Annotated in this window: 13 protein-coding genes and 1 pseudogene; 3 read left to right on the forward strand and 11 right to left on the reverse strand. The window is 61.8% G+C overall.

All coding sequences use genetic code 11. The features are described from left to right. Positions 1–3 precede the first annotated feature (3 nt). The gene (ppx, locus tag J3R84_RS04520) at positions 4–1,527 is read left to right on the forward strand and encodes an exopolyphosphatase (RefSeq protein ID WP_203527288.1); all 1,524 of its coding nucleotides are present in this window, start codon (positions 4–6) and stop codon (positions 1,525–1,527) included. A gap of 59 nt (positions 1,528–1,586) precedes the next feature. Here the strand turns inward: ppx and J3R84_RS04525 are convergent, their stop codons facing one another. The 3 genes and pseudogenes from J3R84_RS04525 to J3R84_RS04535 form a co-directional block, all read right to left on the reverse strand. Continuing rightward, a complete protein-coding gene (locus tag J3R84_RS04525) occupies positions 1,587–2,945 on the reverse strand; it encodes an esterase-like activity of phytase family protein (RefSeq protein WP_025426500.1) in 1,359 nt (452 codons plus the stop codon). A gap of 206 nt (positions 2,946–3,151) precedes the next feature. Continuing rightward, positions 3,152–3,517, reverse strand: coding sequence for a helix-turn-helix domain-containing protein (locus J3R84_RS04530; protein ID WP_239637567.1), 366 nt, complete (start codon positions 3,515–3,517; stop codon positions 3,152–3,154). A 74-nt stretch (positions 3,518–3,591) separates the two neighbouring features. Next, a pseudogene (locus J3R84_RS04535) lies at positions 3,592–4,134 on the reverse strand (AraC family ligand binding domain-containing protein); the annotation flags it as partial. Between J3R84_RS04535 and J3R84_RS04540 the strand changes: the two are divergent. After that, positions 4,046–4,453, forward strand: a complete 408-nt coding sequence (locus tag J3R84_RS04540; RefSeq protein WP_057211443.1) for a DUF2000 family protein — start codon at positions 4,046–4,048, stop codon at positions 4,451–4,453. The pseudogene J3R84_RS04535 and the gene J3R84_RS04540 overlap by 89 nt on opposite strands. Before the next feature lie 3 nt (positions 4,454–4,456). Here J3R84_RS04540 and J3R84_RS04545 read toward each other — a convergent pair whose 3' ends face one another. The 4 genes from J3R84_RS04545 to J3R84_RS04560 form a co-directional block, all read right to left on the reverse strand. Continuing rightward, a complete protein-coding gene (locus J3R84_RS04545; protein ID WP_025426502.1) occupies positions 4,457–5,503 on the reverse strand; it encodes an adenylate/guanylate cyclase domain-containing protein in 1,047 nt (348 codons plus the stop codon). Between the two features lie 172 nt (positions 5,504–5,675). After that, entirely contained in the window at positions 5,676–6,827 is a 1,152-nt protein-coding gene (gene rnd / locus J3R84_RS04550; protein WP_038575996.1) for a ribonuclease D, read from the reverse strand. Positions 6,828–6,905: 78 nt separating this feature from the next. Beyond that, complete coding sequence (locus J3R84_RS04555; RefSeq protein ID WP_025426503.1) at positions 6,906–8,306, reverse strand: multicopper oxidase family protein; 1,401 nt, start codon at positions 8,304–8,306, stop codon at positions 6,906–6,908. Between the two features lie 103 nt (positions 8,307–8,409). Beyond that, on the reverse strand, positions 8,410–9,648 hold the full coding sequence (locus tag J3R84_RS04560) for an MFS transporter (RefSeq protein ID WP_025426504.1): 1,239 nt from the start codon (positions 9,646–9,648) through the stop codon (positions 8,410–8,412). Positions 9,649–9,964: 316 nt separating this feature from the next. Here J3R84_RS04560 and aspS point away from each other — a divergent pair, with 316 nt between their 5' ends. Next, a complete protein-coding gene (gene aspS / locus J3R84_RS04565; protein WP_057212547.1) occupies positions 9,965–11,752 on the forward strand; it encodes an aspartate--tRNA ligase in 1,788 nt (595 codons plus the stop codon). A gap of 186 nt (positions 11,753–11,938) precedes the next feature. Here the strand turns inward: aspS and groL are convergent, their stop codons facing one another. From groL to J3R84_RS04585, 4 genes are all read right to left on the reverse strand, one after another. After that, entirely contained in the window at positions 11,939–13,567 is a 1,629-nt protein-coding gene (gene groL, locus J3R84_RS04570) for a chaperonin GroEL (protein ID WP_057211442.1), read from the reverse strand. A gap of 115 nt (positions 13,568–13,682) precedes the next feature. Beyond that, complete coding sequence (locus J3R84_RS04575) at positions 13,683–13,901, reverse strand: hypothetical protein (protein ID WP_025426507.1); 219 nt, start codon at positions 13,899–13,901, stop codon at positions 13,683–13,685. A gap of 171 nt (positions 13,902–14,072) precedes the next feature. Further along, positions 14,073–15,080: a lysophospholipid acyltransferase family protein gene (locus tag J3R84_RS04580; RefSeq protein WP_025426508.1), complete on the reverse strand. Its 1,008-nt coding sequence runs from the start codon at positions 15,078–15,080 to the stop codon at positions 14,073–14,075. Next, entirely contained in the window at positions 15,070–16,500 is a 1,431-nt protein-coding gene (locus tag J3R84_RS04585) for a cytochrome P450 (RefSeq protein WP_025426509.1), read from the reverse strand. Before J3R84_RS04585 ends, J3R84_RS04580 begins: the two co-directional genes overlap by 11 nt. Positions 16,501–16,918 lie beyond the last annotated feature (418 nt).

The raw sequence follows: 16,918 nt of genomic DNA on the forward strand, positions 1-16,918 counted from the left end.
TGCATGGTCGAATCTGAAGCGCAGGGGCGTCTGCCCGGCATCCGCCCGGTTTCCGTTGTGGATATCGGCTCCAACTCCATTCGCCTTGTCGTCTACGAAGGCCTGAGCCGCGCTCCGGCCATGCTGTTCAACGAGAAGGTCATGTGCGGTCTGGGCAAGGGCATCGATGCCACCGGACGCATGGACGAGGAGAGCGTCGAGCGCGCTCTCCGGGCGCTGCATCGCTTTCATGCGCTGTCGCAGCAGGCGCGTGCGACCTCCATGTATGTTCTGGCCACCGCAGCCGCTCGCGAGGCGAGCAACGGACCTGCCTTCATCGAGAAGGCCGAGGCGATCCTCGGCCACAAGGTGCGCATCCTCTCCGGCGAAGAGGAAGCCTATTTCTCCGCCATGGGCATCGTCAGCGGCTATCACGACCCTGATGGAGTGGTCGGTGACCTTGGCGGTGGCTCGCTGGAACTTGTCGAGGTCAGCGGCACAAAGATCGGCAAGGGCATCACCCTGCCGCTCGGGGGTATCCGCCTCTTCGAGCATAGCGGCGGCTCGCTGCCGAAGGCTCGCACCTGGGTGCGCAAATTCATGAAAAGCTCGCCGGTGCTGAAGACCGGCACCGGCCGCACCTTTTATGCCGTCGGCGGCACCTGGCGCTCGATCGCCAAGCTGCACATGGAAATCCGAAACTATCCGCTGCATATGATGCAAGGCTACGAGATCTCCTACGACGAGGCGATGGCGCTGCTGCCGGAGGTGATCGAGCCGAGGAACATCAAGCCATCGGCCTATGCGACGATCTCCAAAAGCCGCCGCAGCCTGCTTCCCTTTGGCGCGATCGCGATGCAGGAAGCACTGTCGATCATGAAGCCGGAGCGGATTTCGTTCTCGGCGCTCGGCGTGCGCGAAGGCTATCTCTTCTCTCTGTTGAACGAGAGCGAGCGTGCGCAGGATCCGCTGCTGACCGCCGCCGGCGAAATCGCCATCCTGCGGGCGCGTTCCCCCGAGCATGCCCGCGAACTTGCCGACTGGACCGGCCGCATGGTGCCGTTCTTCGGCGTCGAGGAAACCGAAGAGGAAAGCCGCTATCGCCAGGCTGCCTGCCTGCTCGCCGATATCAGCTGGCGCGCCCATCCGGACTATCGCGGTCTGCAGGCGCTGAACATCATCGCCCACTCGACCTTCTCCGGCATCACCCATGCGGGGCGGGCCTATATCGCGCTCGCCAACTACTATCGCTTCGAAGGCCTGAACGACGATGGCGCGACCGGCGCACTGACCGGCATTACCACGCCGCGACTGCTGGAACTGGCGAAACTGCTCGGCGGCCTGCTGCGCGTCGCCTATCTGTTCTCGGCGTCGATGCCGGGCGTGGCGAGGAATCTGACCTTCCGCAAATCGTCCCTGCCGGATGTCGATCTGGAGATCGTCGTGCCTGCGGCCTATTCGGAATTTGCCGGCGAGCGCCTCGACGGACGGCTGCAGCAGCTCGGCAAGCTGACCGGCAGAAGATTGGCGTTCCAGTTCGAGAGCTGAACGCACTCAGATCTTTGACGAAGGGGCGCGCGGACGCAAATCCGCGCGCCCTTTTTTGATTATTCGGCTTTCAAGAATTCGCCGACTTCGAGCAGAACGAACTCGTTGTCGTCGGCCTTATCAAGCGCCCGGCCGGCCGAGAACGGCAGGTTGTTGTCATTGCCGACGATGATGTGCGTGTCATCGACGCGATCGACGTTTTCGATCGTCACGAACGGCATGTCGTAATAGCCGTCACCACCGCCCTGGCGCTTCTTGTTGTCGGGGTCGGCGATCTTCAGGAGGTCGATGTAACCGATCTTGCGGACGGCCTTGCCGACATTGCTGTCATCGAAGGCAATCTTGTAGACACGTTTCACCTTCGAGCCGACGGCAAAGCAATCCGGCTTCGGATCCTTCGGATCGGCGCAGGCCTTGTCGAGCGTGCCCGCGCCGTTGTCGCGTTCGATCACCAGTGCCGTCTTGTCGTCGAGCATGTTGAAGTCGCCGATTGCCTCGCCGCCTTCGGCCAGCGGATAGAGCCAGCTGCGGCCCGTCCAGGCCTTGGCTGCGACATCGAGTTCGATGACGCGTAGTGTCGGACGGCCATCGGCCTGTTCCACGGTTTCGCTGTCGGTCCAGATCGGCCCTTCGAGCAGACCGTAGAGCTTGGAGCCGTCCTTCGACAGTGCCATGCCTTCATAGCCGCCGGAGCGCTTCAGGTTGAAGGCGGGTGTCTTCTTCGACGGATCGCCCTGCAGTGTCAGGGTCGGATTGTCGGGCGACATAACCGGCTTGCCGTCAACTGTTGTCGCGATGACGTCGGTCAGCTTGCCGTCGACATCGAATTTCAGGATATAGGGACCGAATTCTTCCCCGACCCAGAAGCCGTCGGCGACCGGCTGGATCGACTCAACGTCGAAGTCAGCGCCGGTCAGGTAGCGCTTGTCGGAACCTTCCATGACGATCGGGAAGGGGGCCTTGCGGTCCGGGTCGGTGAGGAACAGTGTTTTCAGCGCCTCGACCTTGCCGGCGTCCCAGTCCATCTTCACGTGGTGCAGCATCAGCATGGCATCGGTTGAGTTCAGCTTGTTGCCGAAGCCGTTGTCGGAAAGGCTCCAGAAGGTGCCGTCTTCCATGGCCCTGATGCCGGAGAAGCCCTGCATCGGCTGGCCGTTGAACGGCAGTGAAAGGCCGGTCGGGCGCACGCCATCCTTGCCGGGCACGGTGCCGAGCGCGTCAGCGCGCTTGCGGTCCGCCGTGGTGAATTTGCCCGATGTCTTCAGGTATTCCGGTGCGTCGGACGGTGCTGCCAGGATCGTGTTTGCCGGTAGGATCGCATGTGCCTTCAGGGTTGCGGGAAAGGCCTTTTCCTCGGCCAGGACGGTCGTCGTCATCAAAAGTGTGAGCGCCGCAGCGGCGAGAAGCGTTTTGGTCATGAAAGTCACCGTGGGTTGGATGCCAAAGTACGGGAACCCGATAGGCGGCTTTGATGACGGTTGGGTGATGCTTGGCTTACAGGCTGGTGAAGCTTTGATGACAGACGAAAGGCGCTGCGCCCGAGGGGAGAAACTCGCCGAGTTCGAATTGTTGCGCGTGACCGGACACTGGTTCCGGGCCGCAACGACCCAGCGGCGCCGGTGCTTCAGCCGGCGAGCGCCAGGCTCGCCCAGCGCCCGGGCGTTACACCGTAGGCACGTTTGAAATGGCGGGTGAAATGGGCCTGGTCGGCAAAGCCGGTTTCGAGCGCGGCACCTGCCAGGCTGTGACCGGCGGCAATCATCCGGCGCGCCTGCTCCAGCCGCCGCATCAGAAGGTAGCGGTGCGGGCTGGTGCCGAGAACCTTGCGGAACTGGCGGGCGAGGGTGAAGCGATCAAGGCCGCTGACGGCCTCGAGTTCCTGCGAGCCGACCGGGCGATCGAGGTTGGCTTTGAGATAGTCCGTCGCCTCGAAACCGCCCGCTTGGCCGACCTGCCGGCAGCCTTGCTTGTCGTGCCGGCATGGCGGCACAAGCCTTCTGCAATGCGTGTAAGAATGTCGTCGAGCGCGAGTTCGTCAATACCGCCGTCGAGATCCATGACGGCCTCGCCGATCGCCTGGCGCAGGGCCACGTCACCAACAACCGGGGCGGCTATGATGGGCAAGGCGCCGCCACTGTCGCCAAGCGCCGCGATCAATCGCTCCGGCTGCAGATACATCATCCTGTAGCGAAGCGTCGCTTCCGTGCCCGCGCTGCCATCGTGCAGTTCGTCGGGGTGAATGATGATGATGCTTCCAGGCGTGCTGTAGCGGCTCTCGCCACGATACTGGAAGGTCTGGATGCCGCCAAGCGTCACGCCAAGCGCATAGGTGTCGTGGCGATGCGGCTCGAAGACCTTGCCGTGCAGCCGGGCCTCGATGCGCTCTATGCCGTCCACCGGTGCCGCGACGCGGATGCCATCGCCCGGCGATCCGCACAATCGTTCAAGATTGATCGCTGCGTCCTCGGTTAAGGCCTCCTTGGGCACGCCCTGATGTCCTGAAATGGAGATACCCGTCATGTTCGACACCAAGTTTGCGATCGTTTTGCGCGACGATCTGGCCACCTGGCAGAAGCTGAACGTCACCGCGTTTCTGGCAACCGGCATCGCCGGGCAGAAACCGGCGATTATCGGCGAACCCTATCGCGACGGCGCCGGCCACATCTACAACGCTCTGAGCGTTCAGCCGATCATCGTGTTATCGGCAGATGGTGCGACGCTTGGCAATATTCAACGCCGTGCGATCGAAAGGGAAATACAAACCTCTGTTTATGTCGATGCGATGTTTTCGACCGGCCACGACAGTGCCAACCGCGCGGTCTTCGCCGAAACGCGACCCGACGGCGCGAAGGTCGCCGGCATCGCCATTCATGCCGACAAGAAGCTGGTCGACAAGATCACCAAGGGTGCAAAACTGCACGGTTGACGGCTAATTGACAGCCACTGGCGGTGCAGGCGTGCCCCCGGCCCGAAGCGCCAGGACGCCGAGCTTCTGCCCGCGTCCCTTCACGGCGTGCTCGCCAAGATCTTCCACGCGGACATAGTGCGGCAGCCGCATCTTGCGGGCGAGGTCGGTGGAAATCAGCACCTGATGGTTCAGTGACTTGCACAGGCCTTCGAGGCGAGCGGTGGTGTTCACCGTGTCGCCGAAATAGGTGATCTTGTGTTTGTCGACGCCAATTTCCGCGGCGACGATGGTGCCGCCATGAAGCGCTGCCCGTAGGCGCGGAACCTCGCCGAACTCCTTGCGCCAACGGTGGGCGCCGGCTTCGATCTCTTCGAGAATGTCGAAAACGCAGTGCACGCAGGCGGCGTTTTTGACAGCACGGTCGAAGGGCCAGGTAATCACGGCCGCGTCGCCGACATAGTCGTCGATCGCGCCGCGATAGCGCAGTACGGGGTCGGCAAGTGTTGCAAACAGCTTGCTGAGATATTCCTGCATCCTGAGATCGCCGTATCGCTCGGCATAGGCGGTGGAGCCGGCAAGATCGATGAAGAGGAAGACGCGCTCCTCCTGCATCGGCTTGCGATAGCGCCCGGTCAAAAGGCTCAGAAACACGTCACGGCCCAACAGTTCGCGCACGCGAAGCGCGAAAACGATCGAGCCCGAGACCGCCAGGGCGAACAGAAGCGCCGTGCTTGAGGGGACGACCGCGTCCTTCCAATCCGCGTCTATTTGCCCGCTCATCTGCATCAGGAAGCCGGCGACGCCGTAGCCCAGCTCGATAAACACCAGATAGACGGCGATCGAAGCGAGGAAGAAAGCGGGCGTCGAATAGGAATGGATCTTGCGGTTGAGACGCCGGAGAATGATGCGCCGTTCAAAGGCGAGGATCGGGACGCAGACGCACAATGCGTACGTGGCGCCGATCAATCCGCCGCCACCGTCGAAGGCGATCGTCGCATAGATGGCGCCGGCGCTACTGACGATCAACAGCAGCAAAATTCCCTCGAACATGGAGAAACGCCAGCGCATGCGGAAGAGCCTCGAACCCGGACAACGAAGAAAAAACGCGTCGGACACCCTGGTTGTCGCGTCACGCGTCAGCGCTCTGATGTCTGCTCGACGCGATTGCGAATCAGTCCCGCTGCAGGGCCTTGGCTAGAGCCGGATTCGGGCGGAAAGTTGTTGTCCGCCCGTCCGTTTTTCAGTCACCGATTTCCATCGCTTCGATCTTCTTGTCGACGAAGCGCAGAGCCACTTCACCATTGATCAATTTCAGTGCCGTATCGCCGAACAGCTCGCGCCGCCACCCCTTGAGCGCGCCGACATCGGCGTTCTCGCCCTCGGCGGCGATCTTGTCGAGATCCTCGCTGTTGGCGATGATCTTGGCAGCCACGCCCTGCTTCTCGGCGATCAGCTTCAACAGCACCTTCAGCATTTCGGTGGCGGCGGCTGCGCCTTCAGGTGTATGGCTCTGCCGCGGCAGCCGTGGCAGGTCGGTCTTGGGGATGGCGAGCGCTTCGTTGACCGCCTCGATCAGCGCAGCCCCGGCGCTCGATCGTTCCCAGCCCTTCGGAATGGTTCGCAGCCGCGCCAGCGCCTCGGTGTCCTTCGGCTGCTGCTGCGCGACTTCATAGATCGCATCGTCCTTGATGATACGCCCGCGCGGAACGTTGCGGTTGCGTGCCTCGCGTTCACGCCAGGCTGCGACCTTCTGCAGCACGGCAAGCTCGATCGGCTTCTTGACGCGCATTTTCAGGCGCTGCCAGGCATCGTCCGGGTGCAGGTCGTAGGTATCGCGGGCTTCGAGGATCGCCATTTCCTCGGAAAGCCATAGCGAGCGGCTTTCGCGCTCGAGCTGCGCATTCAGGTACTGATAGATGTCGCGCAGATGCGTGACATCGGCCAGCGCGTAATCGAGCTGTTTCTCGGTCAGCGGCCGCCGGCTCCAATCGGTGAAGCGCGAGGACTTGTCGATCTGCTCGCCCTTGATGCGGTTGACGAGCTGGTCATAGGAGACGCTGTCGCCGAAGCCGCAGACCATGGCCGCAACCTGGGTGTCGAAGATCGGATGCGGAATCAGATTGCCGAGATGGAAAATGATCTCGATATCCTGGCGCGCGGCATGGAAGACCTTGATCACGTCGGGGTTGGCCATCAACGCGAAGAACGGCGTGAGATCGATGCCCTTGGCCATCGGGTCGACGATGACGGCCATATCCGGGTTTGCCATCTGGATCAGGCAAAGCTCTGGCCAGAAGGTGGTCTCACGCAGGAATTCCGTGTCTATCGTAATATAACTTGAGCGGGCCAGCTGCTGGCAGGCGGCCTCTAGATCTGCGGTTGTTTCAATCATCGGATTTAAATCACTGTGGCAAAAATGCGGCTAGGTTTTTCGTGTAGCCCTTCATGCCATCCGTCACAATCGAAAATCTCAAACCACCTTGAAATAACCGGTCATGCCGGTCTTCTGGTGCTCGATGATGTGGCAATGGAACACCCAATCGCCAAGATTGTCGGCGACGAGCGCGATTTCCGCCTGTTCGTCGGGCAAAAGCAGGATGGTGTCCGTCGGTGGTGGCAGGAAGGTCCGCTTGTTCGAATTGAGAATTCGGAAGCTCATGCCATGCAGGTGGATCGGATGGGCATGCGGCGTCCGATTGGCGATCTGCAGGACATAGCTCTTGCCGAGCTTCATCTCCTCGATCGGCGCGATCGGATCGGGCGTGTCGCCCGGCCACGGTACCTTGTTGATTGCCCAGAAGGTGTAGCCGAGCGAGCCGCAGATCGACGGCGTCGCCTTGTGTTCTGCCGTGGCCGTCAGATCGATCGGAACGCGAGTGGCAACCGACAGGTCCGCCTCGGCGATCGGATTGGCGGGAAGGGCAGCCACATCGCGGATATCGCGCTTCAAGGATTGGCCCGTTGCGCGGAAATTGGCGATCGTCCAGGGATGCGAGCCACGCAGATTGCCGAGCTTCACCGTCGCACCTTCGTTGTCGGGCATCCTGACGACGAGGTCGATGCGCTGGCCCGGGCCGACGTCGTAGCGGTCGAGCGGGAAGGGCTTGTCGACCGGATTTGCATCTAGCGCGACGACCATGGCCTCCGCCCCCTCCAGGCCGACCGTATATATCCGCGTGACATCCGTCGCCGCGATACGGACCCGCACGAGGCCGCCGGCCGGCGCGTCGTAGCTCGGCTCCTGCTGCCAGTTTGCGGTGCGAACCGTGCCGTAGGTGCCGCCGCGCGCAGCGTCCCTCGGTTTGAACGGGTCGATGAAAACGCCGCCTTTGCCGAGCCGCCAGTCGCGCAGGTTCAAGACGATCTCGGCGTCGAATACTGGATCATCCGGGTTCTCGACGACGATGACGCCGGTCAGCCCGCTTCCCATCTGCGTCAGCGTATTGCAGTGGGGGTGATACCAGAAGGTGCCGGCATCCGGCGGCGTGAAGATGTAGTCGAAGGGATCGCCCGGATAGACATAGGGCTGGGTCATCTCGGGCACGCCGTCCATGGCATTGGGTATGCGAAGTCCGTGCCAGTGGACAGTCGTCGGTTCGTCGAGCTTGTTGATCAGTCTTGCGGCATAGGGCTCGCCCATGCGCATCCGCAAGACAGGCGGCATGCCGTTAGTGGTCGCATCGCCCAGCCCGTAGGTCATCACCTTGGGTGTCACGCCATCTGAGGCGATCTGTGCCTGCGTCAGCTGTGCCGTCAGGACCTGCGGATCCGGTGCCGCACCGGCGCGTGCCGCCATGCCGGCTCCGAATGCGAAGGCGCCTCCCAAAGCGGCAGAGCCCTGGAGGAACGTACGGCGGCTGATCAGGGACATTTTGGCAATCTCGGCAACTGGATAGGACGACTGCTCGGTTTTTAAACCTGATCGCCGCAATCAGCAATTCTTTGCCGCAGGCACATCTTGCCGCAGGTTGGTATCAGTCGTCTTTGCGGGCGTGGTTGCCGCCGGCGAGCTTGTTGAAGAACGATGAGGTCCGCAGCAGGTTGCGGAAAGGCATGACGCGCGCTTCCGCGGGAACGCCGCTGCGCGCTGTCATGCGCCTGACCGTGTAGAGCATGAAGAGGAAGAGGATCGCGGCGGTATAGATGAACAGCGCCTGCGGACCGAAAATTTCGAGCAGGAAAGAGGCAAACAGCGGGCCGATGATGGCGCCGAGCGACCAGAAGAACAGCATGCCCGCCGATACCAGCGCATGCTGACCTTCCGCCGCATGGTCGTTGGCATGGGCCGAACAGAGCGAATAGAGCGGCATGGCGAAGGCGCCGAAGAGGAAGATACCGGCGAAATTGAGCCACTCATCATTGCCGGCGCCAAACGCAAGGAAAAGTCCGGCGAGCAATGATCCGAGGGTGGCGATCAGGATGATCAGGCGCCGATCGATCTGGTCCGAGTAATGGCCGAGCGGATATTGCAGCACCACGCCGCCGATGATGCCGGCGCTCATGAAAGTGGCGATTGCCGTCACCGAGAGGCCGATCCCCTGCGCGTAGATGGGGCCTAGCGAGCGGAAGGCGGCGTTGGTGAGGCCGACGACGATGCAGCCGACGGTCGCGAGCGGCGAGATGTTCCAGAGCGCCTTGACGTCGAAGCGGATCGCTTCCGGCGCCACCGGGCTCGACCGGTCGGCAAAGGAAATCGGCACGAGCGACAAAGTCAATGCCATCGAGATGATCGCGAAGAGTTCGAAGCCGCCGATACCGACGCCGGGAATGATATATTGGGCCGCGGTGACCGAGCCGAGATCGACCAGACGATAGACGGAAAGCGTGCGCGCGCGGTTAGTATTGGTGACGCTGGCATTCAGCCAGCTTTCGACGGTCGCAAAAAGACAGGCGAAAGCGATACCGGCGACGAGCCGCATCAGGAACCACATGAACGGATTGATGATCAGCACCATGGCGATCGCCGCCGCCGACGCGATCGCTGCCATCGCCGAGAACGTGCGGATATGGCCGATCGAGCGCAGGATGCGCGTGACATAGACGCAGCCGAGCGCGAAGCCGATGTTGTAGCCGGCGCCGATGACACCGATCAGCGAGGTCGAAAAGCCTTCTTCCAGCGCCCGCAGCGAAATGAAGGTGCCTTGTAGTCCGTTGCCACCGATGAGGATGCCTGCGGTGACGAGAAGCGGAATGAGCGGACGAATTTGCGACATGGGGCAGGCGACTTCCGAATGGTGCTCGCGAGTCGGATAAGGCGGACCCATTATGTGTAGCGGCGCATTCCCGTGGCGCACAGTCGCGAATTGTGACGATATCCGTTCTTTTCGCGCCGTTTGGGCGAATGCACTTGTCTCAAGCCCATGAATAGGGTCGAACTTGTCCCGGTTGAGCGGCGCTTCCCTCGGGGAGCGCGGAGGTCTCGGCTTGACAAAGCCGGCGCATCATGCGCTTTTCCGCCCGATTTTGATCATGTTGCCGCGCGCCGTTCCGGCGAGCCTGCGCGGCGCTTTGCAATTCCGGGATAACACCATGCACCGCTACCGCAGCCACACCTGTGCCGCCCTCCGCAAGTCGGATGTCGGCTCCACCGTTCGCCTTTCCGGCTGGGTCCACCGCGTCCGCGACCATGGCGGCCTGCTCTTCATCGACCTGCGCGATCATTACGGCATCACCCAGGTCGTCGCCGATCCCGATAGCCCTGCCTTCAAGGCCGCCGAGACCGTCCGCGGCGAATGGGTTGTCCGTATTGATGGCCTCGTCAAGGCCCGTATGGACGACACCGTCAACAAGGGCATGCCAACAGGTGAAATCGAGCTCTACGCCCAGGAGATCGAGGTTCTCTCGGCCGCCAAGGAACTGCCGCTGCCGGTGTTCGGCGAGCCGGACTATCCGGAAGACGTGCGCCTGAAGTACCGCTTCCTCGACCTGCGCCGCGACACGCTGCACAAGAACATCGTCAAGCGCACCCAGATCATCTCGTCGATGCGCCGCCACATGGGCGACGTCGGCTTCACCGAATACACGACCCCGATCCTGACGGCGTCGTCGCCGGAAGGCGCACGCGACTTCCTCGTGCCGTCGCGCATCCATCCCGGCAGCTTCTACGCGCTGCCGCAGGCGCCGCAGCAGTACAAGCAGCTGCTGATGGTCGCCGGTTTCGACCGCTACTTCCAGATCGCGCCGTGCTTCCGCGATGAAGACCCGCGCGCCGACCGCCTGCCGGGCGAATTCTACCAGCTCGACCTCGAAATGAGCTTCGTCGAGCAGGAAGACGTCTGGACGACGATGGAGCCGGTGATCCGCGACATCTTCGTCGAGTTTGCCGACGGCAAGCCGGTGACGGAAAAGTTCCCGCGCATTCCTTACGACACGGCGATCCGCAAATACGGTTCCGACAAGCCGGACCTGCGCAACCCGATCGAGATGCAGGCCGTTACCGAGCACTTTGCCGGTTCAGGCTTCAAGGTCTTCGCCAACATGATCGCCTCGAACCCGAAGGTCGAAGTCTGGGCCATCCCGGCCAAGACCGGTGGTTCGCGCGCGTTTTGCGACCGCATGAACGCCTGGGCCCAGAGCCAGGGCCAGCCGGGTCTCGGCTACATCTTCTGGCGCAAGGAAGGCGAGAAGCTCGAAGGCGCCGGTCCGCTTGCCAAGAACATCGGCGAGGAGCGCACCGATGCGATCCGCACCCAACTCGGCCTCGATGATGGCGATGCCTGCTTCTTCGTCGCCGGCGACCCGTCGAAATTCTACAAGTTTGCAGGCGAAGCCCGCACGCGGGCAGGCGAGGAACTGAACCTCGTAGACCGTGACCGCTTTGAATTCTGCTGGATCGTCGACTTTCCGTTCTACGAATGGCTGGAAGACGAAAAGAAGATCGACTTCGCCCACAACCCCTTCTCGATGCCGCAGGGTGGCCTCGAGGCGCTGAACAGCGAAGATCCGCTGTCGCTCAAGGCCTACCAGTACGACATGGTCTGCAACGGCTTCGAGATCGCGTCCGGCTCGATCCGTAACCAGCTGCCGGAAGTCATGGTCAAGGCGTTCGAGCTGACCGGCAAGTCGCAGCAGGAAGTGGAAGAGCAGTTCGGTGGTCTCTACCGAGCGTTCCAGTACGGCGCGCCTCCGCATGGTGGCATGGCCTTCGGCATCGACCGCGTCGTCATGCTGCTGGTCGGCGCCAAGAACCTGCGCGAGATCTCGATCTTCCCGATGAACCAGCAGGCTGTCGATCTGCTGATGGGCGCGCCGTCCGAGGCGACATCAGCCCAACTGCGCGAACTGGCGCTTCGCCCGATCCCGCAGAAGAAGGACTAAGGTCCGAAGCGATCAAAGAAGCAACGGACCCGGCAGCGCTCGCTGCCGGGTTTTTTCATTTCGGCAATCCAAGGGCTTACGGCTGGGCATAGAGCGCGTCGCGAACGCCCCGGGTGAACTCGGTGCCGTCCGATTCCTCGGTCTGACCCACGCCAACTCGCAGCCGATGGCGCTAGCCCGTTGATCCTAGAAATCCATTCCGGGTCCGCCCGGCAGTTGCGCGGCGCCATCCTTTTTCGGCTTTTCGGCGATCATCGCCTCGGTTGTGACCAGGAGCCCGGCGACTGACGCTGCGTCCTGCAGAGCGGCGCGCACGACCTTGGCCGGATCGATGACGCCCATTTTGAACAGATCGCCGTATTCGCCGGTCTGAGCATTCCAGCCGTAAGCGAAATCGGTTTTCTCACGCAGCTTGCCGACGATGATAGAGCCTTCGGCGCCGGCATTCTCGGCAATCTGGCGCACGGGCGTCTCGATTGCACGCCTGACGATCTCGACGCCGACGCGCTGTTCCGCATTGGCAGTCTTGATATTGTCGAGCGCGTTGACGACCCGAAGCAGGGCGACGCCGCCGCCCGGCAAGATGCCTTCCTCGACGGCCGCGCGCGTCGCATGCAGCGCGTCATCGACACGGTCCTTCTTTTCCTTCACTTCGACCTCGGTCGAGCCGCCGACGCGGATCACGGCAACACCGCCCGAGAGCTTAGCAAGCCGTTCCTGCAGCTTCTCCCGGTCGTAGTCGGAGGTACTCTCCTCGATCTGCGCCTTGAGCTGGCTGATGCGGCCACCGATGTCGGCCTTGGTGCCGGCGCCATCGACGATGGTGGTGTTTTCCTTCTCGATCATCACGCGTTTGGCGCGGCCGAGCGTTTCCAGCGTGACATTCTCAAGCTTGATGCCGACGTCGTCGGAAACCACCGTCCCGCCCGTCAGCACCGCGATATCCTCAAGGATCGCCTTGCGCCGGTCGCCGAAACCCGGTGCCTTGACGGCGGCGATCTTGAGCCCGCCACGCAGCTTGTTGACGACCAGCGTCGCCAATGCCTCGCCTTCGACGTCTTCGGCGATAATGAGCAGCGGGCGGCTCGCCTGGATGACCGATTCGAGGATCGGGATCATCGCCTGCAGGTTGGAGAGCTTCTTTTCGTGGATGAGGATGTAGGGATCTTCGAACTCGACCCGCATCTTCTCCTGGTCGGTGATGAAGTAGGGCGAAAGGTAGCCCCGGTCGAATTGCATGCCCTCTACGACTTCGAGTTCGATCTCGGCGGTCTTGGCTTCCTCAACGGTGATCACGCCTTCGTTGCCGACTTTGGCCATCGCCTCGGCGAGATATCGGCCGATCTCCGTATCGCCGTTGGCGGAGATGGTGCCGACCTGGGCGATCTCCTCATTATTGGCGATCTTGCGGGCGCGGACCTTAAGTTCGGCGACGATGGCGTCGACGGCGAGATCTATGCCGCGCTTGAGGTCCATGGGGTTCATGCCGGAGGCAATCGCCTTGACGCCTTCTTTCACGATCGCCTGCGCGAGCACGGTTGCCGTCGTTGTCCCATCGCCGGCAACATCGCTGGTGCGTGACGCCACCATGCGCAGCATTTGCGCGCCCATGTTCTCGAACTTGTCTTCGAGCTCGATCTCCTTGGCGACGGACACGCCGTCCTTGGTGATGCGCGGGGCGCCAAAGGACTTTTCGATGACGACATTTCGTCCCTTTGGCCCGAGCGTCACTTTCACGGCATTGGCAAGAATATCGACACCGCGCAGCATGCGATCGCGGGCATCGCTACTGAACTTGACTTCCTTGGCTGTCATAGTCGGCCTCCCTCAACACGAAACTCGCAGTCACGTGGCCAGCCATCACGAGATGGCTCCTGACGTCTTGGTCATTACATCTGCCTCGTCGGGCGTCTCCTCAGCGCCCCAAAGTTCATTCCTCGCCGTCATCCGGCGTCAGGATGTCGATCAAAGCCGCAACGCGCCCGGCCGGCAGATGTCGTCCTTCGCCGATCAGCGCTTCGTCGTTGTTGACCCAGGCGATCGCTTCGGCGAGTTCGGCCGCACTGGCCCCGGTAGCCAGCAGCTCTGCCATCAGCGTTTCGTCGACCGGGCCAAGAATGGCGGTGATATCCGCGTGTTTCAGTCCCATGGCGTTCTCCTTCCGTGTGATCGGTCAGGAATGCGGGATGGAGTCTTGTCTTCAGACAGATGTAGATAGGCGACTGCTCGCGGGCATCAAGCAGATACGATCATAACATGGAACGCACGCGCGCGAAAAAGCCCGGCGGAAGTCGCTATACTTGCCATGGCCCGGTTCGGGTCACTCCGGTCGGAGCGAATTGTCGAGAAAGTACCACTGGTCGAGATTTGCCCGGATAACCGGCTCGATGGCGTTGTTCAGCATCAGGATATCGTCAAGCTGGCGTGCCCCGGGGCGCTCTTCGGGCGGGAGCCGGATAGGCGCCAGCGCGCGGCATTCGAAGCGGAAACCCTCGGTGCGCAGATTGTACCACGGGCAAATGGTGGCGCCGGTCATGCGTGCCAGACGAATGGCAATGGCAAAGTTTCCTTCGAGATGCGGCTTGCGGTCGAAGAATGGTCCGCGAATGAAGCCGCCAAAACCTTCGTCGCAGAACGTGCTGACGACGCCGCCATTCTTCAGGATCTTGATCGCCGGCCGAATGCCCTCGGCGCCCGGCGGCAGGAACCGCAAGCCCGCCTTGCTGCGGACGCGCTCGGCGATCCAGGCTTTGGCGCGGCCCTTGGGCGGGAGGTAGAAGGCATGGGGGTGGACATTGATGCTCTGCAGTACAGTCGGACCAACTTCCCAGTTGCCAAGATGCATACCGACGATGATGACCGGGCCGGCCTTGGCCGCTTCGCCGATAATGTCGAGGCCGTGCAATGTCAGGCGGTCACGGTTGTTTTGCAACCGGTTCACGACGGAGAATTCGGTCATCAGCCGACCCTGTGCCCGGCAGTTCTCGCGAAAGAGCGCCGCCTGCTCGGCCTCGTTGAGATCGGGTCGCAGTGCGCGGATCGTTTCTTGCGCACGCCGTGATGCCACCTTGTGGAAACGCGGCACGGCAAACAGACCAAGGGCTGCACCAAGGTTGGAGCAGGCGTCCATCGGCAGGAGTTTCATCCCGAAATGCCCGGAGAGGTGCGCGAGGTTCCAGAGATTGTCCGTCACCCAATAGCGCCAGAAGGCGCGGAAGCCTTCGCGGCCGGAAAGGGCATCCACAAAGGAGGGCCGCCCTTCGCTGGCGAATGTCCACGCCTTTCGCTTGGCGATTCTTTCGGCCTGGCTCGGCTCTTCAGTGGTCATGGGATGCTTTCTGCCGTCGATGAAGGGTCACCGGAAGCCCGCCCTTTGGCCGCAGCGTCAGGCGGCAGATGGGCTCGACCTTGTGGCCGTCGACGACGGTCACCCGGAACTGCTGTGCAATGATCGCCAGGCACAGGATTGCTTCGGTCAGGCCGAAATGCAAGCCCGGGCACACGCGTGGTCCGCTTGCAAACGGAATGTAACTATAGGGCGTCGGGCGACGTCCGCCCATGAAGCGGTCCGGGCGGAAATGGTGCGGGTCCTCAAACAGGCTTTCCGTTCGGTGGAGAAGCCACGGGACGATCAGAACGAGCGATCCGCGTTCAGCGGCGATATCGCCGATCATTTCGGCTTGGCGCGTTTGGCGCGCGAGAATGGGGACGGGCGGATAGAGGCGAAGGGTCTCTTCAATGATGGCCTTGCACCATTCGAGTTGCGGTACGTCGTCGATCGTCGGAACGCGATCGCCGCAGACACGGCCAATCTCTTCATGGAGCGCCTTTTCCACCCATTTGGCGCGAGACAGCAGATACCAGGCCCAGGTCAGCGTGGCGGCTGTCGTTTCATGGCCCGCCATGAAGATGGTCGCCGCTTCGTTGCGCAGGGCAACCAGGTCGAGTTTCAACTCCGGGTTTCGTTGTTGTCGACGGATCAGCAGCTCAACCATCGAATTGTGATCGCCGCGACCTTCCAGGTGATCCTCGACCACCTTGTCGATGATCTGATGGATACGCTTGACCGAGCGGCGAAGCGTCGGCGTTCGCAAGATCGGTAGCCCGTCGTCGAAACCGAGGAAGTAGCCGAGGTTGATCGAATCGACCAGCGATTGGTAGCTCGTGAAGCTGTCGGTGACCGCCGCAGCACTGTCGTCGCCGAGCTGGTTTCCAAAAACGCTGCGGGCAATGATTTCGGCGGTCAGTCCAGCCATTTCGTGCAGGGCGTTGACTTGCGTGCCGTCCGGCATCCCGTTCCAGCGCTCGACCAATTCGGTGGTCGTGCGCTCCATCACCGGACCGAAGGCCGGCACTCTTTTGGCATGCACGATGTCGGCGACCAGGGGACGCCGCTGTTTCCAGGTTTCGCCGTCCGAGATGAAGAGGCCGTCGCCCAAAAGGAACTCGAGCGCCCGGCGCATCTGCGGGCTCTTGCGCTCGAAGTTCTCATGACGCTTGACGACGACCTGACGGATGAGGTCGGGCGAGTTGACCAGAATGACCTGCCGGCCGATCAGCCGGATCTGGGAAACCTTCTCGGTAAAGTCGTTGTTTCGCCAGATGGATAGGAAATCTGTTCTCGCCTGAAGCAGAAGTCTGAGGGGCTTGCCTGGTGGGCCTGCATAATATTCGGCGCGCGCAGGCTCAAATTTTTCTTCCGACAGCTCTTCCCTGAACTTTACCGGTTGATGGAACCACCCAGCCATTGACGTCCGATCTGTCGAAAAAAGAGAGATGATTACTTCTGCGTTCGGCGTTCAGTTCAGCTGGTTGTTCGCAAGAAAACGGCTCTCCAAACAGGAAATCCGCCGCTTGTATTCTTAGCTGTTCTTCCTTGGATCGAAGTCGTCAGCGTGGATTTGTTTGGCTGTCGGTATCGGTATGCGGTCGAAAAAGTCGCGCAGAAAGAGGTGTCAGGCAAAGCGCCATTCAGGTCTTACGCTTGCAAGTCATGCTGAAAAAAGATGCAGTCGCCCGCGAGAGGCGCGCCAGTAATAGTGGCTGCGCGGACATGGGGAAGCAAGGCAGGCGAAATAAAACGGCGCACGGAAATGCGGGTTTTCAACCGAAAAGCGCGGGGCAACAGCTATTCCAGTACGCGCCGGCCGGCTTGATCGTCCGTTT

Origin of the sequence: Ensifer canadensis (assembly GCF_017488845.2) — a bacterium.
Classification (GTDB): domain Bacteria; phylum Pseudomonadota; class Alphaproteobacteria; order Rhizobiales; family Rhizobiaceae; genus Ensifer; species Ensifer canadensis.

Coding starts and splice junctions, on each gene's coding strand:
- ppx (WP_203527288.1), top strand. CDS start 4: ATGGTCGAATCTGAAGCGCAGGGGCGTCTGCCCGGCATCCGCCCGGTT.
- J3R84_RS04525 (WP_025426500.1), bottom strand. CDS start 2,945: ATGACCAAAACGCTTCTCGCCGCTGCGGCGCTCACACTTTTGATGACG.
- J3R84_RS04540 (WP_057211443.1), top strand. CDS start 4,046: ATGTTCGACACCAAGTTTGCGATCGTTTTGCGCGACGATCTGGCCACC.
- J3R84_RS04545 (WP_025426502.1), bottom strand. CDS start 5,503: ATGCGCTGGCGTTTCTCCATGTTCGAGGGAATTTTGCTGCTGTTGATC.
- rnd (WP_038575996.1), bottom strand. CDS start 6,827: ATGATTGAAACAACCGCAGATCTAGAGGCCGCCTGCCAGCAGCTGGCC.
- J3R84_RS04555 (WP_025426503.1), bottom strand. CDS start 8,306: ATGTCCCTGATCAGCCGCCGTACGTTCCTCCAGGGCTCTGCCGCTTTG.
- J3R84_RS04560 (WP_025426504.1), bottom strand. CDS start 9,648: ATGTCGCAAATTCGTCCGCTCATTCCGCTTCTCGTCACCGCAGGCATC.
- aspS (WP_057212547.1), top strand. CDS start 9,965: ATGCACCGCTACCGCAGCCACACCTGTGCCGCCCTCCGCAAGTCGGAT.
- groL (WP_057211442.1), bottom strand. CDS start 13,567: ATGACAGCCAAGGAAGTCAAGTTCAGTAGCGATGCCCGCGATCGCATG.
- J3R84_RS04575 (WP_025426507.1), bottom strand. CDS start 13,901: ATGGGACTGAAACACGCGGATATCACCGCCATTCTTGGCCCGGTCGAC.
- J3R84_RS04580 (WP_025426508.1), bottom strand. CDS start 15,080: ATGACCACTGAAGAGCCGAGCCAGGCCGAAAGAATCGCCAAGCGAAAG.
- J3R84_RS04585 (WP_025426509.1), bottom strand. CDS start 16,500: ATGGCTGGGTGGTTCCATCAACCGGTAAAGTTCAGGGAAGAGCTGTCG.